The organism is Klebsiella oxytoca, assembly GCF_009707385.1.
GTDB classification, from domain to species: domain Bacteria; phylum Pseudomonadota; class Gammaproteobacteria; order Enterobacterales; family Enterobacteriaceae; genus Klebsiella; species Klebsiella oxytoca_C.
The window spans coordinates 1,689,167-1,716,046 of sequence record NZ_CP046115.1; the positions used below are offsets into that span (position 1 = coordinate 1,689,167).

Genomic DNA, 26,880 nt, shown 5'->3' on the forward strand with positions numbered 1-26,880 from the left:
TGTCTTTATCTTGTTTTTATAGAGGTAAGAGGGAGCGGATTAGTCGCCTGCGACTGCCGCCTGTTTTCCACGGCGTTTCTCAATTGCCCACTTGAGTAACGCCGCACAGCGATAAAATCCGTGGGCAAATTTTCCGTAGGGAATAGTTAAAAACAGCGCCATCACGACGCCAAGATGAATGGCAAGCAGGATGCCCATCCACGAAGTGTCGCGTCCTGCCAACAGGGCGAGCCCGGTAAGGCTGGTCAGGAACAGCAGCAGAATAAAGCCACGATCCATGGGTTTTTGTCGCGCGTCGCCGTGCAGCGGAGAACGACGCAGGTTCAGCCACAGCAAGCCAGCCGGACCTACCAGCAAGCCAATTCCGCCAAGCGTACCCAGAAGTACAGGAACGCTGAAGAACGGGTAGGGAGCTTCCCATCCGGCGAAATAGTGGTAGCCCGTGGCGACCACAGTGGCGGCGAAACAGAGCAGGAAACCATAGAAGGTAAAGTGATGGAAACGGCGGCGCATCAGCGTAAACGCGTCATCAGACTCGTTGCAGCCTTTACCGTGTCCGCCGTCGAGATATTTCAGCGTAAGCGCATCATGTGAGGCCTTTGCGATATCACCAGGCTGCGGTTGGCCTGGTGATATCTCGCGCCAGAAACGGATCACCCCGGTCATCAGTAAACCGATGGCCAGAATGAAGACCGAGCCAAACATCCACGCCAGCAGGTTATGGGGAAATATCTGGTAAAAATCGCCGGCCAGCGGTGGATGAAGCAGTGAGCCTTTGAGCCCCATCGCCAGCAGTAAAAAGAGGATCAAACCGGCAATCAGAGCCAGCACCGTGGTTACGCCAGCCCGACGATACAGGCTGCCGAAAGCCGCGGGCTGAGCATAATGTTGATAGGTTTCCAGTCGCACTTCCGCCATCGCTTTCGGAACGTTAATGGCAAACTCATGCGGCGGCGCGTACTGGCAAGCGTGCAGGCAGGCACCGCAGTTGTGGCACAGGTTGGCCAGGTAGTTAATATCCGCTTTGCCAAAGGCGAGGCGCTGGGTCATCGCCGGAAATACGGCGCAAAACCCTTCACAATAACGGCAGGCGTTACACACCTGCATCACCCTTTCAACTTCCGCTTCTGGTTCAGTGATGATTTGTGCGTCAATGATCAGCTTTTCAAGCGACTTCATGCTGTGTCTCCTGCTGTGCCGCATGGGCGGCTTGCTGGCCGGCAATGCAACCGAATGTAGTACCAATCGACATGCCCACCCCGGCGGTATAGCCTTTGCCCAGTACGTTGCCGGCCATCATTTCACCGGCCACGAACAGGTTACGGCTGGGCTTGCCTGCAAAATGGACGGCGGAGCGTTCATTAACATAGAGTCCGAGATAGGTGAAAGTGATCCCTGGACGTAACGCATAACCGTAGTAGGGCGGCGTATCGATGGGCCGCGCCCAGTGGGTTTTCGGCGGCGTCAGGTCTGATGTCGCGCAGTTATCAAGGCGGGTATGATCGAACTGGCCGGGCGTACAGGCGGCGTTATAGCGGGCGATGGTTTGCGACAGTCGTTCCGCGTCCAGCCCCAGCTGGCGAGCCAGTTCGGCGATAGTATTGGCCTGGGCTCCGGGAAAAACGGGCGGCATAAAATGACCGATCGCTTTGCTGTCGATGATCGAGTAACCGATTTGGCCGGGCTGGTGGGCGACCAGCCGTCCCCAGATGGCATAGCGTTTAGGCCAGAAATCCTCGCCCTCATCATAAAAGCGCTCGGCATCGCGGTTGACAACCACACCCAACGACACGCAGTCCACGCGCGTGCAGATGCCGCCATCATAGAGCGGCGCCCGGGCGTCAATCGCGACGCAGTGTGACTGTGACGGATCGCCGATGATGTCAGCCCCTGCCTCGATCATAAATTTGAGCAGGACGCCCTGGTTGAAGCGGGTTCCGCGGATGAGAAAGTTATCGGCTGGCCATTCGCCACGCTCGTTCTGTCCCCAGGCTTCGCGCAGCCACTCGCGGTTAGATTCAAACCCGCCCGCGGCGAGGACGCAGGTTTTCGCCGCGATCCTCTCTTCACCCGCCAGCGCGGCGACGAATTCGCCGTTGTGTAATTCAAGCGCCTGCACCGGCGTGTTGTAACGGATCTGCACGCCCAACTGTTCTGCGCTGCGGTAATAGGCGTTTATCAGCGCTTTACCGCCGCCCATAAAAAAGGCGTTAGTGCGGGCCACGTGCAGGGCGCCGGACAGCGGCGGCTGGAAGTTAACGCCATGCTGGCGCATCCAGTCGCGGCATTCAGATGAGGTGCGGATCACCAGCCGCGCCAGCGTTTCGTTGGTGTTGCCATCGGTAACGCGCAGCAGATCCTGCCAGTATTCTTCTTCCGGATAGCTGTCGACTAAAACATCCTGCGGAGCATCATGCATACAGCGAAGATTTCGCGTGTGCTGAGAGTTTCCGCCTCGCCATTCCCGCGGTGCGGCCTCCAGCAGCAGCACGGACGCGCCAGCTTCCCGGGCGGTTAAGGCGGCGCATAATGCGGCATTGCCGCCGCCAATCACCAGTACATCCACCATTTTTGGCTCCATTACGGTTTGCTTTATTGTTAAATTTGTAATGGAAATGTAGGTGCTCAGGCCGGCAAGCCGCTATGGCGTATTGCTAAAGGGGGGTTTAGTGAGCGTAAAGACTGGCGCCCGGCCAGCGGCCTGATTCAACGAGCTGACGCATGACTTTTGTCAGTATCACTCGCGCCGCAAGGCCTGCTGGCGTCAGTTCATCATCAGAGAGACTGACGAGAAAATTAGGCCGACTGAGTATCGGATTGTCGACACCGATCACTCTCAGCGCCTCGTTGTCGAGATGAGAAATGGCTGCCCCAGGCTGCAGAGTAGCGCCGAGTCCGTCGCGGACGGCGCGCATCAGCAGCGCCAGACCGTCGATTTCAGCTACCACATCAATGTTAAGGGAGTGTTCCTGGCAGATAGACTCGAGCCTGCCGCGCAGACCATGCCCCTGGCTTGGCATAATCAACGGGATAGCGGCCAGCTGGCCTGGCGAGATGCTCGCGTCGGGAAGGGGAGCCAGCACTTCGTGGGTACCTATCAGGAACAGACGCTCTTCGAGAATGGGTCTGGCGCTCCAGCGCATAAGCTTCTCCTTCTGGAACACGATGGCTAAATCAAGCTGACGGGTATTGATCATTCGCTCAAGGTTGCCGGAGAGGCTTTCGACTAAATGCAGGCGGACATCGGCATAGCTTTCGCGCATCGCGTTAATAAAAGGCACCCCCAGAACAGAGGCGGTGCTTGGGGCCATACCGACGCTGACGTGGCCGGAAAGGCGCGCTTCGCGCGCGGCGAGAACCGCATCATCAGCATGACGCAGAGCCAGCTGCGCCTGAGAGTAAAAGGCAAGGCCAGCGCTGGTCGGCATCACGCCGCGCGATGTTCGTTGCAGCAGGCGAATAGCAAGTTCGTTCTCCAGACGCGCCATTTGTTGGCTAAGCGCGGAGACACCGATATTCAGATCTAGGGCGGCGCGGCCCATGCTGCCGGTTTCGATAATGCGGACAAAATAGCGTAGCTGGCGAAGCTCCATGTCGACTCTCCGTACAAGGCTGGATCCACTGACAGTAAATGTATTGAGGCGCGAGAGGAAGAGGGGGATCATATTCAGAGCAAAAAAAAGCCAACCTGAAGGTTGGCTTTTAACGTTATACGCTGCGGTGATTATTTCTCTGCCGCATCGTGAGCATGTTCATCTTCGCGGCAGTCGCCTTCTGCACAGTGACCGTAAAGGTACAGGCTGTGGTTAGTCAGGCGAATACCGTGCCTGGAGGCAATTTCACGCTGGCGCGCTTCAATTGAGTCATCGCTAAATTCGATCACTTTGCCGCAGTCGAGGCAGATAAGGTGATCGTGATGATGCTGCTGCGTCAGTTCAAAAACGGATTTACCGCCTTCGAAATTATGACGGGTGACGATACCGGCGTCGTCGAACTGGTTGAGTACGCGATAGACGGTCGCCAGGCCAATCTCTTCGCCCATATCGATCAGGCGTTTGTATAAGTCTTCCGCACTGACATGATGGTTATCCGGTTCCTGAAGGACTTCCAGGATTTTTAATCTTGGAAGAGTCACTTTCAGGCCAGCCTTCTTTAATGCGGTATTGTTGTCAGTCATGCGGAATCTGTCCTGTTGCTAAACGATCTACTTCCATCTGCGGAAGTAATACAGAGAATCACCCGATGTAATGCGTCTCATTATAGAACTGCCATGGTGAAATGAAAACTGCAAGCATCGGGCCTTGTATGCTGTCAAAAACGAGGCACTCGCTACAAAGTGCTTCACGCGACCTCGTTAAATCAGAGGACATTGTACAGATATGTGACTAAAAGTTAAAAACTTGTAGCTATAACTTCGATTGCTTTTATCTATAGATTAGGCAAAATCTGATGATTATGCCGTTCAGACTCAGGCATTCTTGATTTCTTCAAGATGCAGCTCTTCAGAAATCTGTTTTACCCATTTTTCCACGCGTTCGTTGGTCAGTTCCGGCTGACGATCTTCATCGATGGCCAGGCCAACAAAGTGGTGGTCATCCGCCAGACCTTTAGAGGCTTCAAAATGGTAGCCGGCGGTCGGCCAGTGGCCAACGATAGTCGCGCCGCGCGGTTCGATGATGTCGCGAATGGTACCCAGAGCATCACAGAAGTATTCAGCATAGTCTTCCTGATCGCCGCAGCCAAAAAGGGCAACCAGTTTGCCATTGAAGTCGATCTCTTCCAGGGTCGGGAAAAAATCGTCCCAATCGCACTGGGCTTCACCATAGTACCAGGTCGGAATGCCGAGCAGCAGGATATCGTGACCTTCCAGATCCTCTTTGCTGCTTTTGGCAATGTCGTGAACATCAGCAACATCTTTACCAAGCTGCTTTTGAATCATTTTTGCAATATTTTCGGTGTTGCCGGTGTCGCTGCCAAAAAAGATGCCGATGATTGCCATGAGTAAAATAACCTCTTGAAACTTAATGATGTGGTAGTGGGCGTAATGCCCGCAGATAGGGGCAATGATAGCAGAACAGAGAAAGGCGCGGAAACAGCAATCACGCCCAACTGCACACTCTGCTACATGAAAGCTGACTTTTTGAGGGTTTTAGGCTTTATCCTGGTCGCGCAGGGCTGCCAGCTGGTTCATCAGCATCTCTTCAATGAGATCGCTGCGGTTCATATTACGGGCTTCCGCCAGCTCGTTAAGCGCATCCACCGCATCGGCATTCAGCTTTAGCTCAACGCGCTTGAGGCCGCGGACTTTGTCGCGTTTAAGCTGGTTGCGTTTGTTGATGCGCAGCTGTTCATCGCGCGAAAGCGGATTGGTTTTCGGTCTGCCCGGCCGACGCTCAGTTGCGAACAAATCTAATGTCGTACGGTCCGTTTGTTCTTTTGCCATGATTCAGAGTGACTTCGGGGGAAACAAGCTGTCGGGAGTAGCCGACGCAGATAGCGCGCCATAATACATCAGGCGACGAGCTGCGCCAACGACCGCGGGCATTAAGCCGCGCGGTCGGGCATATTTTAAGCAGTTACCCGCCGATGGTGGCTAAATAACGTCGAATAGCGCGGATAACGGCTTCCGGTTTCTCGGCATGCACCCAGTGTCCGGCTCCGGCGATAACGTGCGCGCGCGCCTGGGGAAATTGAGCCAACAGGGCGTCACGATATTCATCGGTGACGTAAGGGGAGTTGCCGCCGGGGATAAACTGCGCCGGATGCGGCCAGGCCGGGACGGTTTGCCAGCCGACGATATTAGCGTACTGTTCCCACAGCACCGGCACGTTAAAACGCCACTGGCCGTCCACGAAAGATTTCAACAAAAACTGAATGACGCCCTCTTCATTGAGGTGTTCGCGCATCACTGCCGCGGCCTGCTGACGCGTGGCGGCACCCGCGTCGGTGACGGCGTTGATGGCGGCGAAGATTTCATCATGGCGACGAACATGATAATCCACCGGGGCGATATCAATGGCGACCAGGCCGGCGATACGCTCCGGCGCCAGAGCACTGAGCGCCATCACGGCCTTACCTCCCATGGAGTGACCAATAAAGGTCGCCCTCTCAATTTGTGATTCATTGAGAGTATCAAGCAGATCCTGGGCCATCGCGGCATAGGTCATCTCCGGCGCGCGCGGTGAGAGGCCGTGGTTTCGCATGTCGACCTGCAAAATATCATGGTCAAGGACCAGATCGCGGGCGAGGATCCCCAGATTATCCAGACTGCCAAAAAGGCCGTGGACCAGGACGATAGGGGGATTATTGTGCGGATTTTGTGCAGATTGCGCTCGGCTATTTAATTTCATGGCAAAGTTCTTTTTTTCGCTCCGTCGGGTTAGGGTATTATGTTGGACATTCTGCCACCCGGCTGCAAGACCCGGAAGATATCCGAGTTTTACCGCCATCCTGGTTTGACGCTATCCGCGGTTGGGATTTGTACCTATAATCCCGACAACTTGTATTCAGAAAAAGATATCGCACTGGATTAAGATGAAAACAATTGAAGTTGATGATGAACTCTATAGCTATATTGCCAGCCACACCAAGCATATTGGCGAGAGCGCATCCGACATTTTACGGCGCATGTTGAAGTTTTCCGCCGTTTCCCAGACCGCCGCACCGGTAGCGAAAGCCGCTCCGGCCCCTGCGCCAACGCCTGTCGTTGAAGTGAAGCCCGCGAATCCTCTGAAAGATAAAGTCCGTGCGATGCGCGAGCTGCTGTTATCCGATGAGTACGCCGAACAAAAGCGCGCGGTAAACCGTTTCATGCTGATTCTGACAACCCTCTACGCCTTAGACAGCAAAGCGTTTGCCGAGGCGACCGAGTCGCTGCACGGACGCACTCGCGTATATTTCGCTGAGGATGAGCGTACGCTGCAGAAAAACGGTAATCAGACGAAGCCTAAGCAGGTTCCGGGGACACCGTGGTGGGTCATTACAAATACCAATACCGGCCGCAAATGCAGCATGATCGAACATATTATGCAGTCAATGCAGTTTCCGGCGGAATTGATCGAAAAGGTTTGCGGTACGATCTAGTTATTTAACTTTGCACCAGAAGGATCAGGCAATGGCAATCGATAAACGCGCAGGTCAACCTGCGCAACAGAGTGATTTGATTAACGTCGCCCAGCTGACTGCCCAGTACTATGTGCTGAAGCCGGAAGCAGGCAACGCGGAACATGCGGTGAAGTTTGGCACCTCTGGCCATCGCGGTAGCGCGGCGCGCCATAACTTCAACGAACAGCATATTCTGGCGATTGCGCAGGCAATTGCGGAAGACCGCGCGAAGAACGGGATCACCGGCCCATGCTACGTCGGGAAGGACACCCACGCACTATCCGAGCCAGCCTTCATCTCCGTACTGGAAGTGCTGGCGGCGAACGGTGTTGACGTCATCGTTCAGGAAAATAACGGCTTCACTCCGACGCCGGCGATTTCCAATGCCATTCTGGTGCACAACAAAAAGGGCGGCCCGCTGGCCGACGGTATTGTTATTACGCCGTCACACAACCCGCCGGAAGACGGTGGTATTAAGTACAACCCACCAAACGGCGGCCCGGCTGACACTAACGTCACTAAAGTTGTCGAAAATCGCGCCAACGAACTGCTGGCTGCGGGTCTGCAGGGCGTGAAGCGCATCTCACTGGATGCAGCGCTGGCTTCCGGCCACGTCAAAGAGCAGGATCTGGTGCAGCCGTTTGTTGAGGGGCTGGCAGATATCGTCGATATGGCGGCGATCCAGAAAGCCGGATTGACGCTGGGCGTCGATCCGCTGGGCGGCTCCGGTATCGAATACTGGAAACGTATCGCTAAGCATTACAACCTTAACCTGACCATCGTTAACGACCACGTTGATCAGACCTTCCGCTTTATGCACCTCGATAAAGACGGCGCAATCCGCATGGACTGCTCCTCGGAATGCGCGATGGCCGGCCTGCTGGCGCTGCGCGACAAGTTTGATCTGGCCTTCGCCAATGACCCGGATTACGACCGTCACGGTATTGTCACTCCGGCCGGGTTAATGAACCCGAACCATTATCTGGCGGTAGCGATTAACTATCTGTTCCAGCATCGCCCGCAGTGGGGTAAAGATGTTGCGGTCGGTAAGACCCTGGTCTCTTCGGCGATGATCGACCGCGTGGTTAACGATCTGGGCCGTAAGCTGGTGGAAGTGCCGGTCGGCTTTAAGTGGTTCGTTGATGGCCTGTTCGACGGCAGCTTCGGTTTTGGCGGCGAAGAGAGCGCGGGAGCCTCATTCCTGCGCTTTGACGGCACCCCGTGGTCTACCGACAAAGACGGGATCATCATGTGTCTGCTGGCGGCAGAAATCACTGCCGTAACCGGCAAAAACCCGCAGCAGCACTACGATGAACTGGCTGAGCGCTTCGGTGCGCCAAGCTACAACCGTCTGCAGGCTTCCGCGACGTCAGCTCAGAAAGCGGCGTTGTCTAAGCTCTCGCCGGAAATGGTTAGCGCCAGCACCCTGGCCGGTGACCCGATTACCGCACGTCTGACCGCGGCGCCGGGTAATGGCGCAGCGATTGGCGGCCTGAAGGTGATGACCGACAACGGCTGGTTCGCCGCGCGTCCGTCAGGCACCGAAGATGCCTATAAAATCTACTGTGAAAGCTTCCTCGGCGCTGAGCATCGTCAGCAAATTGAGAAAGAAGCGGTGGTAATTGTCAGCGAAGTGCTGAAAAACGCGTAATTAAAATCACGTTAATCAGGCCCTTATAAGGGCCTGATTTTTTTCGCAAGGAATGCGATGAAACTGGAACGTAAAAATGTTTTTTGGTTCTGGGGTGGGATGGATCTGTTCTATTTCCTCCAGTTTATTTGCTGGAATGTCTACCATCAGCGTGTACCTTTCTACGACGATCTCCTTTCATATCTTCAGCTTCTGCAAACCTATGGTTCTGCGGCTGCCTGGTTATTCCCGCTAAATTTCATGCTGATCCTGAGTATTCCGCTGTCGATGATTCTCTTCTGGCGGCAGAGCCGCTATGCGCTGTGGCTGACCTACGCGCAGACGCCGCTGCGCCTGATTTTCATGCTGCCTTCACTTTCGCTGGTGTTCTGGATGCTGCGCGAAATGGAGTTTAAGGGGAGCGCATTTTATATTGGGTTCCTGCTGTTGTCAGAGGTGGCAAAAGTCGCGACCCTTTGGCGATGCCGCAGGGCTTGAGCGCGATGTCGGCAGGCTGGTTATCCTGAAATCTACGGCTGTTAGCGTCCTGCGGTGACTGAATCGGGCATAATCGGGTATTGCACGTTTGCCCGACTTTGCCCGTTCTGCAGAAAAAACTGGCATGATTATCGATTAATGCCGCTTATTTTTGTGGTTTTCATCACAATATAACCCCGTTTCATATGAAATTTTCTAAATATATATGATCGACTTCAAATTAAAAAAAGCTACAAGGTTGTTTTGATTTTGTATGATTTATGTCACTTACTGATATGGATGATTTTGTTATATTTATGTCATTAAATCCTGGATGCTTTCTTGAGAACTTATATGTTACAAGTTAAACGTCACTCATTAATTGTGGAATATGTCGTAGAAAAGGGATGTGCCAGAGTTAATGAGCTGTCGCGAATATTTGGCGTATCTCCGGAAACCATTCGTCGTGATTTAACTACGCTGGCCAGGAATAAGAAAATAGTGCGCAGCTTTGGTGGTGCAATGATTTCTGAAAATAATGCATCATTTTTGTCTGCCGATACTCCGACAAATAATGGAAACTTTGTCGATAAAGCAGAAGCTTTTATTAAACGCACTAAAGAGCAGCCGGAGCGTAAGATGCGTATTGCTAAAGGTGCACTGCAGTTTATTCATGAACACGAGTGTATTATCATGGATAACAGTAGTTCCTGCTGGTTTCTGGCCCGCCAGTTGCCTGATATCGAATTGACCGTTATCACCAATTCTTTGAATATTATTCAAACCTTGGCCTGTCGTAAGAAAATAAGAATCGTCAGCGTTGGGGGTGAATATTCTGAGCGACACGGTGATTTCCACGGTCCGGTAGCTGAGTTTATTATTAATAACTTTAAGGTGAATAAGCTTTTTTTTTCCTGCCAGGGGTTAGACTCCGGTCTGGAAATTAAAGATAGCAACGAGGTTAATGTCCGCTTAAAGCAAGAAATGCTTAAAGTTGCCGATCAAAAAATTCTGATGGTTGATAGCAGTAAGTTTGAGCGCTATTCATTATATAAAATATGCGATCTAGCGGATATTGATATCATGATCACTAACGAATTACCAACCGCTATCTATCGTCAGGAACAGGTTCATATTGTAGAGACTAAATAAAAGCTCTGCATAATAAACTATTTTCATCATTATTTACTACTCTTGTGCCAGATGGAGGAGTATTGCGTCAGCAATACTGTCCATCTTCATTATTTATCCGCAAACGAGGTTTACAATGGAACAATTACCTGAAGAGATGAAAGCGGTTGTCTGCCATGGTCCCCAGGATTACCGCTTTGAGAAAATTAAACGTCCGGTCGCACAAGAAAGAGAAGTGGTTATTAAAGTTGACGGTTGTGGAATATGTGCTGGCGATTGTAAGGCCCAGGATGGCGCCGCTATGTTCTGGGGTGAGAATCCATGGGTAAAAACGCCGGTTGTTCCGGGACATGAATTCTACGGGCGGGTTGCTGAATTAGGCCCAGGTTCAGCTGAAAAATATAAATTAAAAATTGGCGACCGTATTCTGGCGGAGCAGATTGTACCCTGTCATGAGTGCCGTTTCTGTAAAACTGGTAAATACTGGATGTGCGAAACTCACGATATTTACGGTTTCCAGAAAGATGTTGCCGATGGCGGTATGGCTGAATATATGCGTTTTTCAGAAAGAGCGATTATTCACAAGATTCCCGAATCATTAAGCGAAGAAGATGCCGCCCTTATCGAACCGATGGCATGCGCCATCCACACGGTACGCCGCGGAGATATCGATCTGGATGATGTGGTTGTTATCGCTGGCGCCGGGCCGCTGGGTCTGTGTATGGTGCAGGTCGCGCATCTTAAAACGCCGAAGAAGCTGGTTGTTATCGACACGATGGAAGACCGCCTGGCGCTGGCGAAAGCGTTTGGTGCCGATGTGGTTATCAACGCAGCGAAAGAAGATGCGGTTGCTATCGTTAAATCAATGACCGACGGGTACGGCTGCGACGTCTATATCGAAGCCACCGGAGCTCCAGTTGGCGTAACCCAGGGTCTGGAGATGATTCGTAAGCTGGGGCGCTTCGTCGAGTTCAGCGTGTTTGGTAAAGAAACTACCGTTGACTGGTCGATCATTGGCGACCGTAAAGAGCTGGATATCCGCGGCGCGCATCTGGGGCCGTACAGCTATGAAATTGCCATCGATCTCTTTGAGCGAGGTCTTCTGACCGCAAAGGGGGTGGTTACTCACTTCTATTCAATCGATGAGTGGAAAGCCGCTTTTGAAGTGGCGAAGTCACTGGACTCTATTAAGGTCGTCATTAAACCATAAACTTAACTTATTAAATGGCGCCATTTTTTTAAGCGGCACAGAATCAACGTCGGCTAAATGAATACTGGATTTGTATCATGGTGATAACTGGGATAAATATCATCAGTATCTCTATTTCTGAACGCTGTGAATTTATTGCTCAGTATATCAGGCAACATTCGTACCATGAAAACGCCGGTGAATAAATTTTATTTTCTGGCGCATTACTCAATAAGGAGATATTGAATGCCTGTGAAATTTACTACCAAAGCATTACTCTCGGGGCTTTTGGCTATGAGCATGGTAGCCTGTATTAATGCCAGTCCTTTGAAAATCGGCATGTCGTTCCAGGAATTAAATAACGAATACTTCGTCACCATGAAAGAGTCGCTGGAGCAGTCGGCTAAGGACATTAATGCCACCGTCTATACTGCGGATGCGGCGCATGATGTTTCCAAGCAGATTAGTGACGTCGAGGACATGCTGCAAAAGAAAATTGATATTTTGCTGATTAACCCGGCAGATAGCGTTGGTGCGGAAACCGCCGTGCTGGCAGCGAAAAAAGCGGGTGTAGTCGTGGTTGCTATTGATGCTCAGGCTAACGGCCCCATTGATTCTTTTGTTGGCTCAAAAAACTATGATGCAGGTTTTATTGCCGGTGAGCATTTAGCGAAAGCGCTGGGTGAAAAAGGCAACGTTGCAATTCTCGATGGTATTCCGGTGGTGCCTATTCTGGAACGCGTGCGCGGTTTTGAAGATGCGATGAAAAAGCATCCCGATATCAAAGTTATTACCAGGCTTAATGGTAAACAGGAACGTGATACTTCCATGAGCGTGACGGAAAATATGCTGCAATCTAACCCTACGCTCAACGGTATTTTCAGCGTAAATGATGTTGGTTCCCTCGGTGCGCTGGCGGCTATTCAGGCATCGGGACGCGACGTGAAGCTGGTCAGCGTCGATGGTTCTCCGGAAGCGGTAGCCGAAATTGCTAAAGGCAATACGCCATTTATTGCCACTGCCGCTCAGTTCCCGCGCGATCAGCTACGTATTGGTTTAGGTATTGCGCTGGCGAAACACTGGGGGGCGAATATTCCAAAAGAGATCCCTGTCGATGTGAAGCTGATTGATAAAACTAACGCTAAAGATTTCCACTGGTAACCGCGTTATTACTCCACAGCGGCCCACCTTTATTTATGTGGGCCGTCCCGGATTTTTATTAAAATCTGGCACGATATTTTATCGTGCCGTCATGGAGCGATGTTCATGCCCAGCTTACTGGAAGTCAAAAACGTTAGTAAAAACTTCCCCGGAGTCAAGGCGCTCGATAACGTCAATATCACCCTCGGTCGGGGGGAGGTTCATGCCTTACTGGGTGAAAATGGCGCGGGTAAATCAACGTTGATGAAAATCCTGTGCGGAATATATCAACCTGACGCTGGCAATATTTTTATTGATGGCAAGCAGCAGCATTTTCATAACTATCGTGATGCTATAGCGTGCGGTGTAGGAATTATCTTTCAGGAGTTTTCCCTTATTCCTTACCTTAACGCTTATGAGAATATTTTCCTTAACCGCGAGAAGGTGAACCGATTTGGTCTGTTAGATCGTAAAGCAATGCGCCGTGAGGCGCTGCGGATTTTCAAAGAGCTCGGCGTGACCCTCGATCCTGATGAGCAAATTTGTCACCTCAGCGTCGCCGAGCAGCAGTTTGTGGAAATTGCCAAGGCGCTATCGCTGGATGCGCGAATTCTTATTCTCGACGAACCAACCGCCACCCTGACGCCGAGCGAGGCGGAACATCTCTTTCGCGTGATGCGCGATTTAAAAGCGAAAGGCGTCGGCATGTTCTTTATCTCTCATCACCTTGAGGAGATTTATGAGATCTGCGACAGCCTGAGCATCCTGCGCGATGGCAAATATATCGGATCGGCAAAGGTTGATAACATCGATATCTCAGAAATGATCCAGATGATGGTCGGCCGCGAGGTAGAGAATATCTACCCTGAGCGGCGGACGCTGGCGCATGATGAATTATTACTGGAAGCGGAAATTCAGCTCACGGAAAGCAGTCAGGTTAACCGACTGACGCTGCGCAAAGGCGAAATTTTGGGCCTTGCCGGGCTGGTGGGGTCAGGACGTTCGGAAACCATCCTGGCTCTGACCGGTGCGGATAAATGCTTCAAAAAACATGTTCGCCTTGCCGGAAAAGAGGTTACGATTAAATCTACCGATCAGGCTCTGCGTCTCGGGATCGGCCTGTTGCCTGAAAGCCGCAAAACACAGGGACTGGTGCTACCATTTTCCGTCAAAGATAATATCTGGCTCAACAAGCATGACTGTCAATTCTCGCTGATCCGCGATGGCGAAGAACGAAAAACCGCGGAACGTTTAATTAATCATGTTGGCGTCAAAACGCCGGATGCGTGGACTGCCGTAGGCACATTGAGCGGCGGCAACCAGCAGAAAGTCGTTATTTCTCGTTGGTTAAATCATGATGTCAATATTCTTATTTTTGACGAACCAACACGCGGTATTGATGTTGGCGCAAAATCAGAAATCTATCAAATCATGCGCGACCTCACCGCTCAGGGTATTGCGATTATTATGATTTCGTCTGAATTACCGGAAGTCATTGGCGTTAGCGACCGGGTCATGGTTTTTCGTGACGGCAATATTGTCGCTGAGCTTGAGAACGACAACATTAACTCCACCGTGATTATGCTGCATGCTGCCGGTAATATTATTTAGGGAGTAGTAAATGAGTAATGAAAATGTATCATTAGCGCCAGCCGCATCTCCTGATAAAGATAAAAAAGTCCTCCATGGATTATTAAAAATGCCAGCGTTCCTGCCGTTTGTGGGACTGGTATTGCTGTTTTCCTGTATGGCTATCTTTAATGACTACTTTTTAACGGTAGATAACCTGTCTACCGTCGCACGCCAGGTTTCGATTAACGCGATCATCGCTATCGGGATGACCTTTGCTATTCTTACCGGCGGTATCGACCTTTCCGTTGGCGCTGTGATGGCGCTGGCTGGAACCCTGATGGCAGGGTTAATGAAGTACTATGGTTTAGATCCCTGGCTCGCCATTCTTATCGGCCTGTGTTCCGGCGTGGCCTTTGGCGCGCTAAACGGTTTTTTAACCGCCTACGGTAAGATGCCGCCGATTATTGTGACTCTCGGAGCAATGATAATTGCCAAAGGCCTGGCGCTGATCTATACCGGCGGCTATCCGATCTCTGGATTACCGGATTCATTCGCTTTTTGGGGCCGTGAATATCTGTTTGGTATTCAGGTGCCGATTATTCTGATGGTCGTTTTATATATCATCTTCTATATCGTGCTGAACCATATGCCGTTTGGTCGCTATGTTTATTCCCTGGGCGGCAATGAAGAGGCGGCGCGCCTGAGCGGACTGCGGGTTAAATATTATAAGCTGCTGGTTTATGTAATTAGCGGCTTTACCGCCAGTTTTGCCGGACTTATTTTCACCTCGCGCGTGATGAGCGGTCAGCCTAATGCTGGAGTGGGTTTTGAACTGGATGCTATTGCCGCCGTGGTGCTCGGCGGGGCATCGATTGCCGGCGGCCGCGGAATGATTATTGGCACGCTGATCGGCGCCATGATGCTCGGCGTACTGAATAATGGATTAAATCTTTTAGGGATCTCACCTTACGTTCAGTACGTAGTGAAAGGGCTTATTATTTGGGGCGCCACCTTTATTAGCTCAGCCAGACGTTAAGAGCCTATCTCATTAGGGCTATTTTGCTTGCCATTTTGAACCTGGGCAGTGCTCAGAATCCTCACGTACTACGTGTACGCTCCGGTTCTTCCGCGCTGTCCGTGTTCAAACTGTCTGCGCCAATAACGCCTACTGGGATAGGCTCTAAATCATTTTCATTGTGGGGTGAAGGGATATGAATTTTATCGGAGTGGATATAGGTGGTACGGTCACCAAAGCGGGTATATATAATGAGTCAGGGCAGGAGATCCACGTTGCTTCACAATATGCGCAGGTATTATCCGAACAGCCGGGTTTTACTGAACGAAATATGCATGAGCTATGGGACACCGTTTGCCGCGTGATTAAAAAAGCGATGTATGAAAGCCAGGTGCCTCCGTTAAGCATCGGCGGCATCGGTTTCTCTTCCCACGGCAAAGGGTTGTACGCGATTGATAAAAACGGCGAGCCGGTGCGCAACGGCATTATCTCATCCGATACTCGGGCGCTGGAGTTTGTCAAAAAATGGTATCGCGAAGGTATCGATAAACTGGCCTACCCAAAGGGGTTGCAGCAGCTGTGGACCGGGCACCCGGTGTCGCTGCTGGCGTGGCTGAAAGAACATGAACCGGCCAATTACGACAGGATCGACGCCGTTTTAATGGTACACGACTATATTCGCTTCCGCCTGACCGGCGAGGCGACGGCAGAGATCACCAATATTTCCGGTAGCAATTTTTATAACCAGTTCACCTCCCGCTATGACTGCGACATGATGGCGCTGTTTGGTATTGAGGAAGTGGCGGAGAAAACCGCACCGGTAGTGAACTCGACGGACTGCGTAGGCCACATTACCTTACAGGCTTCGCTGGACTGCGGGTTATGTCCGGGGACGCCGGTATTCGGCGGCTTTTTCGACGTGGTTGCTTCCGCGGTCTCCTCGGGCATTGACCGGGCCGATACCCTGAGCGCGGTGGCCGGGACCTGGAGCATTGCCACCTCCGTAACGGATAGCATTATCGCCAGCGACTTCCCGTACATCTGGGGAAAATACTGCATCCCGGGCAAATATTTTGTTCATGAGGGCAGCCCCACCTCGGCGAGCAACCTGTCGTGGTTTGTGAAGCAGTTTTTTCCGGATGATGATCGCTGCTACGAGCATTTTGAAAGCTGGATTGCGCAGGAGACTGACAGCAGCCTGATCTTTTTACCCTATCTGTTCGGTTCGAATCTGGCGATGGATCTCCCCGGCGCGCTGGTCGGCCTGGCGGGGCATCACAGCAAAAAGGATATTATCGCCGCCATTTATCGCGGGATCGTTTTTTCCCATCTGGTGCATCAGGACCGTATTATCGAACTCAATCAGGATATCCAAAAAATCCGCTTTACCGGCGGGCCAAGCCAGTCGAAAGGCTGGACGCAGATGTACGCCGATGCTTCAAATCTCCCGCTGGAAGTGGTCGATATCGAACAGGCCGGATGCCGGGCCGCCGCACTCTGCGCCGCGGCAGGGACCGGAGCGTACGCCAATTTCAGCGAGGCGATTAAAGCCACCCAGCCGGAGGTGGTTTGCTATCAACCCGACAGCAAACGGCATCAACAGCTACGTGAAGGCTACGACCGTTATTTACAGGTAGCGCAAAGCCTTTCCAGAGCAACGGGAGCTGCACAATGAAACCCAGAATTGGTATTTACGAAAAAGCGCTTCCTGCGGAGCTGAACTGGGCGCAACGCTTTGCAACGGCGGCCAGTCTGGAATTTGATTTTCTCGAAATATCCGTTGATGAAAGCCCCGATCGCCAGGCCCGACTGCGCTGGAACCGCGGGCAGCGGCTGGCATTCGTGGCGGATAAAATTAACAGCGGCATCGATGTGCCGAGCATGTGCCTTTCCGCGCACCGTAGCTATCCTTTTGGCAGCGTCAATCGCGATACCCGGCTTAAGGCGCGTGAACTGATGCTGGATGCGCTGGATTTTGCCAGCCACGTCGGCATTCGCAATATCCAGCTGGCAGGTTATGACGTTTATTACGAATCGTCTTCGGCTCAGACGCGGGAATATTTTATTGAGGGTATTAACTGGGCGGTAGCTGAAGCGGCGAAAGCGCAGGTAATGCTGTCGATGGAGATTATGGATACCGCCTTCATGAGCAATATCTCCCGCTGGCTGGATCTGGAGCGCAAGGTTTGTAGTCCGTGGTTTTGCGTTTACCCGGATGTCGGCAACTTAAGCGCCTGGCAAAACGACGTACCTGAAGAGTTGAGTAAGGGAATTCATAAAATCACCGCGATTCATTTGAAGGATACCCAGCCCGTTTCACACGCCTCTTTGGGGCAGTTCCGCGACGTGCCATTCGGTACCGGCTGCGTCGATTTTACTGAGATATTCCGTACCCTCTCGGCGCTGAACTACCGCGGCGCGTGGCTGATTGAGATGTGGGCTAAAAATGACGGCCTGGATAGCGAGAGAATTGCCGAAGCTAAAGCGTGGCTTGCGGATAAATATCAGCAGGCGTTTCGTCCACCGCAGTATGAAAGCATGGTGAATTCAGGAGTGAAGTATGTTGGATAACCTCAAGCAGGCGGTTTTCGACGCCAATCTGGCGCTGCCGAAATTTAATCTGGTGACTTTTACCTGGGGTAACGTCAGCGGTATCGATCGCGATGCCGGGCTGGTGGTGATTAAACCTTCCGGCGTTGAATACGCCGCGATGGCGGCGGACGATATGGTGGTGGTTGAACTGGCGACCGGCAGGGTGGTGGAGGGACGTTACAAGCCTTCATCGGATACGCCGACCCACCTTGAGCTGTATAAAGCGTTTAGCGACGTGGGCGGAATCGTACACACCCACTCGCGCCATGCGACCATTTGGGCGCAGTCGGGCAGGCCGCTGCTGGCGATGGGCACCACCCATGCCGACTATTTTTATGGGCCTGTTCCCTGTACCCGACCGCTTAGCGACGATGAAATCCGCGGTAATTATGAAGCCAATACCGGTCATGTGATTATCGAGACGTTGAACCGGCAGCACATTGAACCGCTCAGCGTACCCGCCGCGCTGGTCCACGGCCATGGCCCTTTTGCGTGGGGAAAAGACCCGGCGAACGCGGTACATAATGCGGTGGTGCTGGAAGAGATTGCCTATATGAATATGTGGACTCGGCAGTTGTGTACTGACGAACAGCCGGTCTCTGCGACGCTGCTGGATAAACACTACTTGCGTAAACACGGGGCGGGGGCCTACTACGGGCAATAATCGCCCGCATTCCCCGGATTGCGGCGTAAACGCCTTATCCGGGCTACCGATTCACAGACGGCGGTGGACAAGTAGCCCGGCTGAGCGAAGCGCGAGCCGGATTGCCCCCCCCGGAGGCGGCGCTTGCCGCGCCTGTCCGGGCTACGCGTCTTCAGCGGTCTGCGGTCCGGTAGCCCGGCTGAGCGAAGCGCGAGCCGGGTTGACCCCCCGGAGGCGGCGCTTGACGCACCTGTCCGGGCTACCGCCTGGCAGACGACGGCGGTAGCCCGGCTAAGCGAAGCGCGAGCCGGGGACAACGGCTACGGCATAAACCGGTAGCCAATCCCCGTTTCGGTCAGCAAATGCTGCGGACGGGCCGGATCGACCTCCAGCTTTTGCCGCAGATGTCCCATATAAATACGTAGATAGTGGCTATGCTCCACCGCATTCGGCCCCCAGACCTGGTTGAGCAGCTGTCGCTGGGTCAGCACCTTGCCTGGATTATTTAACAGCACTGCCAGCAGGCGAAATTCAATCGGCGTCAGGTGTATCTCCTCGTCGCCGCGCAGGATGCGACGGGCGGGGATATCCACTTCGATATTGGCAAAACGCACCAGCGGCTCGTCGGCCTGAGCGCCTGAATGACGGCGCATCGCTACCCGCAACCGCGCCTGCAGTTCACCGATACCGAAGGGCTTACTGAGATAATCATCGGCGCCGGCGTCAAGGGCGGCGATCTTGTCCTGCTCCTCGGTGCGCGCCGATAGTACGATAATCGGCATCTGGCTCCACTGGCGAACTTCGCGAATAAACGCGTTACCATCACCATCGGGCAGCCCAAGATCGAGAATGGTTAAATCCGGCTTGCGGGTCGCGGCTTCAATCAGCCCGCGCTGCAGCGTTTCCGCTTCAAATACGCGCATGCCGTCGGCTTCCAGCGCGGTGCGCAGAAAGCGGCGGATAGCGTTTTCGTCTTCGATAATCAGTACGTTTATCACCCGTTCTTCCCGTTCAGACAGATAAAATTATCCTCTACCAAAGTACCCGGATCGCGTCTTAAGGACGGCGACAAACGGTATCCCGGTATTTAACACCACCTCATCCCATTCGCCCAGTTCAGGGGGCACTTCTCGCGGCAGTGTAACACGGAAACAGGCGCCGCCTTGCGGGCGCGTCGCGGCGCTAATTGTCCCGCCGTGGACTTCAACAATGGCCTGACAAATCGCCAGCCCCAGGCCTACGCCGGGAATTGCCGACTCTTTATTACCGCGGGCGAATTTATCAAAGATAGCCTGTTCCTGCCCGACAGGAATGCCCGGTCCGTTATCCCATACCTCGAGACACAAATGATGCGGGTCGGCGTGCGCGGTAATGCCGATTTGCGCCTGCGGCCCGGCGTACTTCACCGCGTTTTCCAGCAGATTAATCAGCACCCGTTCGAAAAGCGGGCCATCGACGTGGACCAGCAGCAGCGGATCCGGCAGGGCGAGCTGAATATGCCTCCCGCCGAGCCCCGGTTCCAGCATACGCAGCGCGCTGCCGATCACCTCTTCGAGGGTCAGCCACTCTTTATGCAAATTAAAGCCGCCGGACTGGATCCGCGCCATATCCAGTAGATTATTGACCAGGCGGGTGGTGTTCAGCACGTGCTGGCGAATCTCATTGGCCTGCGGCGCGTGCTTCGATCCTTCGCTGGCGAGATCGAGGGTCAGGATCTCCGCCTGACCGAACAGCACCGTCAAAGGAGTGCGGAGATCGTGAGAAAGCGCCGCCAGCAGCGAGTTGCGCAGACTTTCTCGTTCGCTGTTCAGCCGCGCCTGCTCTTCGCTGGCGGTAAGCGTCAGTCTCTCCAGCGCGCTGGCGACCAGCAGGGTGAAGGTTTCCAGCAGGCGCTGCTGTTCAGGGATCATCAGCTGGCGCAGATTCGCTGGTTCCACTACCAGTAACCCCCAGGTGCGGGCGGCGCTTTTCAGCGGCAGAATTTGGTAGGGCACGCCGGGCAGCGTATCGGTACCCGCTCCGGCGGGCTGCCCTTTGTCGAAGCTCCAGCGGGCAATCGCGTCATCCCAGGTGATTGTCGCCGTCTGCTGCGTCAACGGAGAGAGCCTGTCTGCCTCATCGGGCAACAGCAGCTGGCTACGCGCCTGAAACGTTGAGGCGATAAACCGCTCGCTGGTGGCGGCGATATCCTCCCGACTGCGGCCCACCGCCAGCGCTTTTGACATTTCGTACAGATGCCGGGTGCGCCGTTCGCGATAGCGCGCCACCCGCGCCTGGTAGCGTACGCCGGCGGTGAGGTTGCCGATAAGCAGCCCGACGGTCAGCATCACGCCAAAGGTCAACAAGTACTGCACGTCGGAAACCGCCAGCGTTCCGCGCGGTGCGACGAAAAACAGATCAAAGCTGACTACGTTAATCACCGTCGCCAGTACCGACGGCCAGCGGCCATAGACGAGGGCGATAATCACCACCCCAAGCAGATACAGCATCACCAGATTGGCGGCTTCAAAGGCCATCAGCCACTGCATGGCGACAACGGTAATCACCGCACATAGCGCGATGGCGACAACGCATCCTTGTAGCTGTAAACGCCATTTTTCCATCGCCGTCCGGCCATCGCTGGCGGGAGCGGGCAGGGAAGCGGCCTTTTCATCCAGCGCGATCGCCACCAGATCGAGATCCGGCGCGTGGCGGGCCAGACGATCGGCGAAGCCGCTGCGGTCCCACCAGCGTTTTTTTTGCTGGCGGCCAATCACTATCTTGCCGAGATTATGTTCGCGGGCGTAGTGCAGAACGGCCTTCTCTTCAGAAGGATCGGAGAGGGTGGCGGTTTCCGCGCCCAGCTCCTGCGCCAGCCTGAGCGCGGCGAGAATCGCCCGCCGTTTCGCTTCCGGCAGGCGATGCAGAGAGGGGGTTTCGACATACACCGCATGCCAGACGCTGCCCAGCCTGGCGGCCAGCCGGGCGGCGGCGCGCACCAGCTTTTCGCTGCCGGTGTTATGTCCGATGCACAACAGAATGGCGTCGCGGGTATGCCAGACTTTTTCCTGGCCCTGGCGGTCGCGCCAGGCGCGCATCTGCTCATCGACGCGGTCGGCGGTGCGGCGCAGCGCCAGCTCGCGCAGGGCGATCAGGTTGCCCTTACGAAAGAAATTCTCAATGGCCCGCTCGGCCTGGCCACCGATATAGACTTTACCTTCATTCAGCCGCTGACGCAGATCGTCCGGGGGCAGGTCGACCAGCACCACATCGTCGGCGGCATCGAAAAACGGGTCGGGGACAGTTTCTCGAACCTGCACGCCGGTGATGCCGCTGACGACGTCGTTCAGGCTCTCAAGATGCTGGACGTTAACGGTAGTGAAAATATCAATGCCGGCTTCCAGCAGCTCTTCAACGTCCTGCCAGCGTTTAGGATGACGCGAGCCGGGCGCGTTGCTGTGCGCCAGCTCATCGACGAGGATCAGCGCCGGGCGGCGGGCCAGCGCGCCGTCAAGGTCAAACTCCCGAACGTAGCGCCCGCGGTGGGAGAGACGGCGCTGGGGCAGGGTGCTGAGCCCCTCAAGCATCGCCGCCGTCTCTTTACGCCCGTGGGTTTCCGCCACGCCAATCAGAATATCCAGACCCTGGGCGCGTAGCCGCTGCGCTTCCGCCAGCATCGCCCAGGTTTTACCCACCCCCGCGCAGGCGCCAAAAAATATCTTCAGCTTGCCGCGATGGGGGGCGGCGGTGTGTTGCAGCAGGCGGTCAGGGTCCGGACGCAGCGGCTCGTCACTCATCTTACTTTTCCTTCAGGGCATCCAGCGACATATTCAGCTGCAGTATATTTACCACAGGTTGGCCGAGAAAACTGAGCAACGGTTTTTGCGTCGCCTCGTTCACCATCTGCCTGACCTGCTCCACGCTAAGCTGCCGCGCTTTAGCGACCCGTGCAACCTGCCACAGCGCGGCGGCCGGAGTCAGGCTGTAATCCAGCCCGCTCGCCGAGGCGGTAACCAGTTCCACCGGCACCGTCGGATTCGCCTCCGGGTTGGCGGCGCGCAGAGCCTGCACCCGATCGCTGATGGCTTTGTCCAGCGCTGGATTGCTGGCGGCGAGGTTACTGCCGCCGGACGCCAGCGGGTTATCCGCCACTTCCGCGGTGGCGGAAGGGCGGCCCTGGAAATAGCCCGGGGCGGTAAAGTTCTGTCCGATAAGGCTGGAACCGCGCACTTCGCCGTCAATCCGCACCAGCGAGCCGTTGGCCTGCTGCGGGAACCACCATTGTCCCAGAGCGGTGGTGAGCAGCGGATAGACGCCGCCGGTTATTAGCGTTAACAGAATAAACAGCACAACGGCAGGACGAATTAATGACATGGTTTTTTCCTCACAGCAGTCCGCTCAGGGTCAGTAACAGGTCGATAGCTTTAATACCGATAAACGGCACCAGCAGGCCGCCCAGGCCGTAGACCCACAGGTTGCGGCGCAGCATCGCCGAGGCCGTCAGCGGCTTATAGCTCACGCCCTTCAGCGCCAGCGGGATCAGGAAGATGATGATCAGCGCGTTAAAAATCACCGCGCTCAGGATCGCCGAAGAGGGCGAGTGCAGATGCATCACGTTAAGCATCGCCAGCGGCGGATAGACGGCGGCAAAGGCGGCCGGAATAATGGCGAAATACTTCGCCACGTCGTTGGCGATGCTGAAGGTGGTTAAAGAACCACGGGTCATCAGCATCTGTTTACCGATATGCACAACCTCAATCAGTTTGGTGGGGTTAGAGTCCAGATCCACCATGTTGCCCGCCTCTTTTGCCGCCTGGGTACCGGAGTTCATCGCCACCGCGACGTCGGCCTGCGCCAGCGCCGGGGCATCGTTGGTACCGTCGCCGGTCATCGCCACCAGCCGTCCTTCGGATTGATACTGACGAATCAGCGCCAGTTTAGCCTCCGGCGTCGCTTCGGCGAGAAAATCATCCACTCCGGCCTCCGCGGCAATAGCGGCGGCGGTCAGGCGGTTATCGCCGGTGATCATCACCGTTTTAATGCCCATTTTGCGCAGCTGGGCAAAGCGCTCTTTAATACCGCCCTTGACGATATCTTTGAGCGAAATAATCCCCAGCACCCGCTCGCCCTCGGCAACCACCAGCGGCGTGGCGCCAAGACGCGCCACTTCTTCTACCTGCTTCTCGACATCGGCCGGGAAATGGCCGCCGTTGGCCTCCACGTGGCGGCGAATGGCATCCACAGAACCTTTGCGGATCATCCGCTGGTCGATGTTGATGCCGCTCATTCGGGTCTGGGCGGTAAACGGCACAAAGGTGGCATGCAGGGATTGCAGATCGCGCTCGCGCAGGTTAAAGCGCTGTTTTGCCAGCACCACGATGCTGCGACCTTCCGGCGTTTCATCGGCCAGCGACGAAAGCTGGGCGGCATCGGCGAGCGTTTTTTCTTCCACGCCCTGCGCAGGCAGGAATGCCGACGCCTGGCGGTTGCCGAGGGTAATGGTGCCGGTTTTGTCCAGCAGCAGGACGTCGACATCCCCAGCCGCCTCCACCGCGCGGCCGCTGGTGGCGATCACGTTCGCACCGAGCATGCGGCTCATGCCGGCGACGCCGATGGCCGACAGCAGGCCGCCGATCGTCGTGGGGATCAGGCACACCAGCAGCGCCACCAGTACCGTTACGCTGACCGCGTTACCGCTCCAGGCGGAGAAGGGCCAGATGGTGGCGGTGGCCAGCAGGAATACCAGGGTCAGGGCGATCAGCAGGATGGTCAGGGCGATTTCGTTCGGCGTCTTACGGCGCTGGGCGCCTTCAACCATAGCGATCATCCGGTCGAGGAAGGTTTCGCCGGGGTTGACGCTGCAGCGGATCACCAGCCAGTCAGACAGAATACGCGTCCCGCCGGTTACCGACGCGAAGTCGCCGCCGGATTCGCGGATAACCGGCGCGGATTCGCCGGTAATGGCGCTCTCATCCACCGACGCGCCGCCTTCGATCACTTCGCCGTCGCAGGGAATAATATCCCCCGCTTCGACCAGCACCACGTCGCCTTTACGCAGTTCCTCGGCGGGCACGTGATCAATTTGCGCATCGTGCTGCGGCGCGCGCAGCTTACGGGCGAATGAGGTCTTTTTAACCCCTTTAAGGCTGTTGGCCTGCGCTTTGCTGCGGCCCTCGGCCATCGCCTCGGCGAAGTTGGCGAACAATACGGTGAACCACAGCCAGAAACTAATGGCCGCGGTAAACCCGGCGCTGCCGGCTACCTGCCCGCTTGCCATGGCGACGGCCAGCAGGGTGGTCAGCAGGCTGCCAATCCAGACGATAAACATTACCGGGTTATGCCACTGCACGGCAGGGCTCAGTTTTTTCACGGCATCCAGCAGCGCCTGGCGCACCAGCGTCGGCTCCAGCAGGGCTAATGATTTGCGACTCATAACAGGTAGCTCCGCACTTGCTTAAAGTAAGGAAAAGTGTTCCGCCAGCGGGCCGAGCGCCAGCGCGGGAATAAAGGTCAGGGCGCCGACCAGCAGCACGGTGCCGATCAGCAGGCCGATAAACAGCGCATCATGGGTGGCGAGCGTGCCGCTACCGGCGGGCTGAATTTTCTTGGTCACCAGCGAACCGGCGATAGCCATGACCGGAATAATCACCGCGAAGCGGCCGACCAGCATGCAAAACGCCAGCAGCAGGTTCCAGAACGGCGTCGCCGCGCTCAGGCCGCCAAAGGTGCTGCCGTTGTTATTGGCCGCTGAGGTGACGGCGTACAGCACTTCGCTGAAGCCGTGTGGGCCAGGGTTGAACATTCCCGCGCGTCCTGCCTCGGTCATCATCGCCAGCGCCGTGCCGAGCAGTACCAGCGTCGGGGTGACGAGAATAGCCAGCGCAATCATTTTCATTTCGCGGACGTCGATTTTCTTACCGAGGTATTCCGGGGTGCGGCCAATCATCAGCCCGGCGATAAATACCGCCAGCATCACGAACAGCAGCATGCCGTACAGGCCTGAACCGACGCCGCCGAAGACCACTTCGCCTATCTGCATCAGCCACATCGGCACCATGCCGCCCAGCGCGGTAAAGGAGTCATGCATCGCGTTGACCGCCCCGCATGACGCGGCGGTAGTGACCACGGCAAACAGGCTGCTGGCAAGAATGCCGAACCGGCTCTCTTTTCCTTCCATGTTCAGACTGCTGTCGGCGCCAAGGCTCAGCAGATGCGGGTTGCCGCGGGTTTCCGCCCACATGACTACCGCCACGCAGACGATAAAGATAAGCGTCATTGCCCACAGGATTGCCCGTCCCTGACGGCGGTCGCCTACTACCTCACCGAAGGCGAAGCACAGCGCCGCCGGGATCAGAAAGATCGCCAGCATCTGTACCAGATTGGTCAGCGCAGTGGGGTTTTCAAACGGATGCGCCGAGTTAGCGTTAAAGAAGCCGCCGCCGTTGGTACCCAGCATTTTTATCGCTTCCTGCGAAGCCACTGGCCCCATTGGCAGCATCTGGCGTACCCCTTCAAGCGAGGTAAAACCCTGATTAGGCGCAAAACTCTGCGGTACGCCCTGCTGAATAAAGAACAGCGCAATCAGCAGCGAAATGGGCAGCAGCAGCCAGAGGGTGATGCGGGTCAGATCGACCCAGGCGTTACCCAGGGTGCTGACCTTCTGCCGGGCGTAAGCGCGGGTAAGGGCAAAGATCACCGCGATGCCGGTGGCGGCGGAAAGGAAGTTTTGCACCGCCAGTCCGGCCATCTGGCTAAGGCTGCTCATGGTGGCTTCACCGGCATAGGCCTGCCAGTTGGTATTGCTGACGAAGCTCACCGCCGTATTCAGCGCCAGATCCCATGAAAGTCCGGGCAGGTGCTGAGGATTGAGCGGCAGGGAACCCTGGAGCATCAGTAGCGCAAAAAGCGCCGCCAGGCCCAGCGCGTTAAACAGCAGGATAGCGAATAAATATTGATACCAGTTCATCTCCTGCGAACCAATGCCCGCCGCCCGCCATAAACCGCGTTCGATACCGGCCAGTCCCGGTAGTGGAACATCGTTGATCATGGTCGCCAGCGCCGTGCCCAGCGGACGAGCCAGGAGCATCAGCAGTATCAGGAAGCTGGCAATGAGTAAAAATCCTTGAGCGGCCATCAGAATGCCTCCGCGTGTATCAGGGCATAGACCAGATAAACCAGCAACAGGAACACCAGCGCTACGCCAGCGATTACGCCTGCAGTCACAATCCACCTCCGGGTGTCTTTTTGATTTACGAGGAGGATAGGAATTCGGGCGCAAAGATTTCGCAAAAATCAGCCGCGGGGGTGTAAAAAAAATATAAAAATCGCCAAGCCCACAATTTAACTAATGGTTAGTATTAATTTAACTTTTATGTAACTAAGTTACCGGATGAATGTAAATAAAGGCT

The 26,880-nt window shown here is 54.9% G+C and carries 23 protein-coding genes and 1 pseudogene; 11 read left to right on the forward strand and 13 right to left on the reverse strand.

Annotated elements, in window-relative coordinates; all coding sequences use genetic code 11:
- Positions 1-39: 39 nt before the first annotated feature.
- From tcuB to ybfF, 7 genes are all read right to left on the reverse strand, one after another.
- Positions 40-1,179 (reverse strand): tricarballylate utilization 4Fe-4S protein TcuB, encoded by a 1,140-nt coding sequence (gene tcuB / locus GJ746_RS07825; RefSeq protein WP_154679683.1) that lies wholly within the window; start codon positions 1,177-1,179, stop codon positions 40-42.
- Positions 1,166-2,569, reverse strand: coding sequence for an FAD-dependent tricarballylate dehydrogenase TcuA (tcuA, locus tag GJ746_RS07830; protein ID WP_154679684.1), 1,404 nt, complete (start codon positions 2,567-2,569; stop codon positions 1,166-1,168). Before tcuA ends, tcuB begins: the two co-directional genes overlap by 14 nt.
- A 97-nt stretch (positions 2,570-2,666) precedes the next feature.
- On the reverse strand, positions 2,667-3,593 hold the full coding sequence (tcuR, locus tag GJ746_RS07835; protein ID WP_154679685.1) for a tricarballylate utilization LysR family transcriptional regulator TcuR: 927 nt from the start codon (positions 3,591-3,593) through the stop codon (positions 2,667-2,669).
- A 131-nt stretch (positions 3,594-3,724) separates the two neighbouring features.
- Entirely contained in the window at positions 3,725-4,177 is a 453-nt protein-coding gene (gene fur, locus GJ746_RS07840; protein WP_154679686.1) for a ferric iron uptake transcriptional regulator, read from the reverse strand.
- 291 nt (positions 4,178-4,468) lie between these two features.
- Complete coding sequence (fldA, locus tag GJ746_RS07845) at positions 4,469-4,999, reverse strand: flavodoxin FldA (RefSeq protein ID WP_195908812.1); 531 nt, start codon at positions 4,997-4,999, stop codon at positions 4,469-4,471.
- A 150-nt stretch (positions 5,000-5,149) separates the two neighbouring features.
- The gene (ybfE, locus tag GJ746_RS07850) at positions 5,150-5,443 is read right to left on the reverse strand and encodes a LexA regulated protein (RefSeq protein WP_154679688.1); all 294 of its coding nucleotides are present in this window, start codon (positions 5,441-5,443) and stop codon (positions 5,150-5,152) included.
- 133 nt (positions 5,444-5,576) lie between these two features.
- Entirely contained in the window at positions 5,577-6,350 is a 774-nt protein-coding gene (ybfF, locus tag GJ746_RS07855; RefSeq protein ID WP_154679689.1) for an esterase, read from the reverse strand.
- Positions 6,351-6,534: 184 nt separating this feature from the next.
- Here ybfF and seqA point away from each other — a divergent pair, with 184 nt between their 5' ends.
- The 11 genes from seqA (at position 6,535) to araD (ending at position 18,514) form a co-directional block, all read left to right on the forward strand.
- Positions 6,535-7,083, forward strand: coding sequence for a replication initiation negative regulator SeqA (seqA, locus tag GJ746_RS07860; RefSeq protein WP_154679690.1), 549 nt, complete (start codon positions 6,535-6,537; stop codon positions 7,081-7,083).
- 31 nt (positions 7,084-7,114) lie between these two features.
- Entirely contained in the window at positions 7,115-8,755 is a 1,641-nt protein-coding gene (gene pgm, locus GJ746_RS07865) for a phosphoglucomutase (alpha-D-glucose-1,6-bisphosphate-dependent) (RefSeq protein ID WP_154679691.1), read from the forward strand.
- A gap of 57 nt (positions 8,756-8,812) precedes the next feature.
- Entirely contained in the window at positions 8,813-9,232 is a 420-nt protein-coding gene (locus GJ746_RS07870; protein WP_154679692.1) for an arginine:ornithine antiporter, read from the forward strand.
- A 333-nt stretch (positions 9,233-9,565) separates the two neighbouring features.
- The gene (locus GJ746_RS07875) at positions 9,566-10,363 is read left to right on the forward strand and encodes a DeoR/GlpR family DNA-binding transcription regulator (RefSeq protein WP_154679693.1); all 798 of its coding nucleotides are present in this window, start codon (positions 9,566-9,568) and stop codon (positions 10,361-10,363) included.
- A 115-nt stretch (positions 10,364-10,478) separates the two neighbouring features.
- Positions 10,479-11,552 carry a zinc-binding dehydrogenase gene (locus GJ746_RS07880; protein ID WP_154679694.1) on the forward strand — a complete coding sequence of 358 codons (1,074 nt, stop codon included), beginning with the start codon at positions 10,479-10,481 and terminating at the stop codon, positions 11,550-11,552.
- A gap of 225 nt (positions 11,553-11,777) precedes the next feature.
- Positions 11,778-12,692: an ABC transporter substrate-binding protein gene (locus GJ746_RS07885; protein ID WP_154679695.1), complete on the forward strand. Its 915-nt coding sequence runs from the start codon at positions 11,778-11,780 to the stop codon at positions 12,690-12,692.
- 105 nt (positions 12,693-12,797) lie between these two features.
- The gene (locus GJ746_RS07890; RefSeq protein ID WP_154679696.1) at positions 12,798-14,282 is read left to right on the forward strand and encodes a sugar ABC transporter ATP-binding protein; all 1,485 of its coding nucleotides are present in this window, start codon (positions 12,798-12,800) and stop codon (positions 14,280-14,282) included.
- A 10-nt stretch (positions 14,283-14,292) separates the two neighbouring features.
- Entirely contained in the window at positions 14,293-15,279 is a 987-nt protein-coding gene (locus tag GJ746_RS07895; protein WP_154679697.1) for an ABC transporter permease, read from the forward strand.
- 175 nt (positions 15,280-15,454) lie between these two features.
- Positions 15,455-16,933 (forward strand): FGGY-family carbohydrate kinase, encoded by a 1,479-nt coding sequence (locus GJ746_RS07900; RefSeq protein ID WP_154679698.1) that lies wholly within the window; start codon positions 15,455-15,457, stop codon positions 16,931-16,933.
- Positions 16,930-17,829: an L-ribulose-5-phosphate 3-epimerase gene (locus GJ746_RS07905; protein WP_154679699.1), complete on the forward strand. Its 900-nt coding sequence runs from the start codon at positions 16,930-16,932 to the stop codon at positions 17,827-17,829. The genes GJ746_RS07900 and GJ746_RS07905 overlap by 4 nt, the downstream gene beginning before the upstream one ends.
- Positions 17,819-18,514, forward strand: a complete 696-nt coding sequence (gene araD / locus GJ746_RS07910; RefSeq protein ID WP_154679700.1) for an L-ribulose-5-phosphate 4-epimerase — start codon at positions 17,819-17,821, stop codon at positions 18,512-18,514. Before GJ746_RS07905 ends, araD begins: the two co-directional genes overlap by 11 nt.
- A gap of 299 nt (positions 18,515-18,813) precedes the next feature.
- On the opposite strand, the gene kdpE is transcribed toward araD, so the two are convergent.
- The 6 genes and pseudogenes from kdpE to kdpF form a co-directional block, all read right to left on the reverse strand.
- The gene (gene kdpE / locus GJ746_RS07915) at positions 18,814-19,491 is read right to left on the reverse strand and encodes a two-component system response regulator KdpE (protein ID WP_154679701.1); all 678 of its coding nucleotides are present in this window, start codon (positions 19,489-19,491) and stop codon (positions 18,814-18,816) included.
- Between the two features lie 99 nt (positions 19,492-19,590).
- Positions 19,591-22,269 (reverse strand): annotated as a pseudogene (kdpD, locus tag GJ746_RS07920) (two-component system sensor histidine kinase KdpD); the annotation flags it as partial.
- Position 22,270: 1 nt separating this feature from the next.
- A complete protein-coding gene (gene kdpC / locus GJ746_RS07925) occupies positions 22,271-22,846 on the reverse strand; it encodes a potassium-transporting ATPase subunit KdpC (RefSeq protein ID WP_154679702.1) in 576 nt (191 codons plus the stop codon).
- Positions 22,847-22,856: 10 nt separating this feature from the next.
- Complete coding sequence (gene kdpB, locus GJ746_RS07930; RefSeq protein ID WP_154679703.1) at positions 22,857-24,905, reverse strand: potassium-transporting ATPase subunit KdpB; 2,049 nt, start codon at positions 24,903-24,905, stop codon at positions 22,857-22,859.
- A 21-nt stretch (positions 24,906-24,926) separates the two neighbouring features.
- The gene (kdpA, locus tag GJ746_RS07935; RefSeq protein WP_154679704.1) at positions 24,927-26,606 is read right to left on the reverse strand and encodes a potassium-transporting ATPase subunit KdpA; all 1,680 of its coding nucleotides are present in this window, start codon (positions 26,604-26,606) and stop codon (positions 24,927-24,929) included.
- Entirely contained in the window at positions 26,606-26,695 is a 90-nt protein-coding gene (gene kdpF / locus GJ746_RS07940; protein ID WP_049250631.1) for a K(+)-transporting ATPase subunit F, read from the reverse strand. Before kdpF ends, kdpA begins: the two co-directional genes overlap by 1 nt.
- Between the last annotated feature and the right edge of the window lie 185 nt (positions 26,696-26,880).

Bases quoted from the DNA above. Each gene is read 5' to 3' on its own strand.
- ybfE (WP_154679688.1), bottom strand. From the start codon at position 5,443: ATGGCAAAAGAACAAACGGACCGTACGACATTAGATTTGTTCGCAACT.
- pgm (WP_154679691.1), top strand. From the start codon at position 7,115: ATGGCAATCGATAAACGCGCAGGTCAACCTGCGCAACAGAGTGATTTG.
- GJ746_RS07875 (WP_154679693.1), top strand. From the start codon at position 9,566: ATGTTACAAGTTAAACGTCACTCATTAATTGTGGAATATGTCGTAGAA.
- GJ746_RS07885 (WP_154679695.1), top strand. From the start codon at position 11,778: ATGCCTGTGAAATTTACTACCAAAGCATTACTCTCGGGGCTTTTGGCT.
- tcuB (WP_154679683.1), bottom strand. From the start codon at position 1,179: ATGAAGTCGCTTGAAAAGCTGATCATTGACGCACAAATCATCACTGAA.
- GJ746_RS07905 (WP_154679699.1), top strand. From the start codon at position 16,930: ATGAAACCCAGAATTGGTATTTACGAAAAAGCGCTTCCTGCGGAGCTG.
- tcuA (WP_154679684.1), bottom strand. From the start codon at position 2,569: ATGGTGGATGTACTGGTGATTGGCGGCGGCAATGCCGCATTATGCGCC.
- ybfF (WP_154679689.1), bottom strand. From the start codon at position 6,350: ATGAAATTAAATAGCCGAGCGCAATCTGCACAAAATCCGCACAATAAT.
- kdpB (WP_154679703.1), bottom strand. From the start codon at position 24,905: ATGAGTCGCAAATCATTAGCCCTGCTGGAGCCGACGCTGGTGCGCCAG.
- GJ746_RS07900 (WP_154679698.1), top strand. From the start codon at position 15,455: ATGAATTTTATCGGAGTGGATATAGGTGGTACGGTCACCAAAGCGGGT.
- araD (WP_154679700.1), top strand. From the start codon at position 17,819: ATGTTGGATAACCTCAAGCAGGCGGTTTTCGACGCCAATCTGGCGCTG.
- kdpA (WP_154679704.1), bottom strand. From the start codon at position 26,606: ATGGCCGCTCAAGGATTTTTACTCATTGCCAGCTTCCTGATACTGCTG.
- tcuR (WP_154679685.1), bottom strand. From the start codon at position 3,593: ATGGAGCTTCGCCAGCTACGCTATTTTGTCCGCATTATCGAAACCGGC.
- fur (WP_154679686.1), bottom strand. From the start codon at position 4,177: ATGACTGACAACAATACCGCATTAAAGAAGGCTGGCCTGAAAGTGACT.
- GJ746_RS07870 (WP_154679692.1), top strand. From the start codon at position 8,813: ATGAAACTGGAACGTAAAAATGTTTTTTGGTTCTGGGGTGGGATGGAT.
- GJ746_RS07890 (WP_154679696.1), top strand. From the start codon at position 12,798: ATGCCCAGCTTACTGGAAGTCAAAAACGTTAGTAAAAACTTCCCCGGA.
- seqA (WP_154679690.1), top strand. From the start codon at position 6,535: ATGAAAACAATTGAAGTTGATGATGAACTCTATAGCTATATTGCCAGC.
- fldA (WP_195908812.1), bottom strand. From the start codon at position 4,999: ATGGCAATCATCGGCATCTTTTTTGGCAGCGACACCGGCAACACCGAA.
- kdpC (WP_154679702.1), bottom strand. From the start codon at position 22,846: ATGTCATTAATTCGTCCTGCCGTTGTGCTGTTTATTCTGTTAACGCTA.
- GJ746_RS07895 (WP_154679697.1), top strand. From the start codon at position 14,293: ATGAGTAATGAAAATGTATCATTAGCGCCAGCCGCATCTCCTGATAAA.
- GJ746_RS07880 (WP_154679694.1), top strand. From the start codon at position 10,479: ATGGAACAATTACCTGAAGAGATGAAAGCGGTTGTCTGCCATGGTCCC.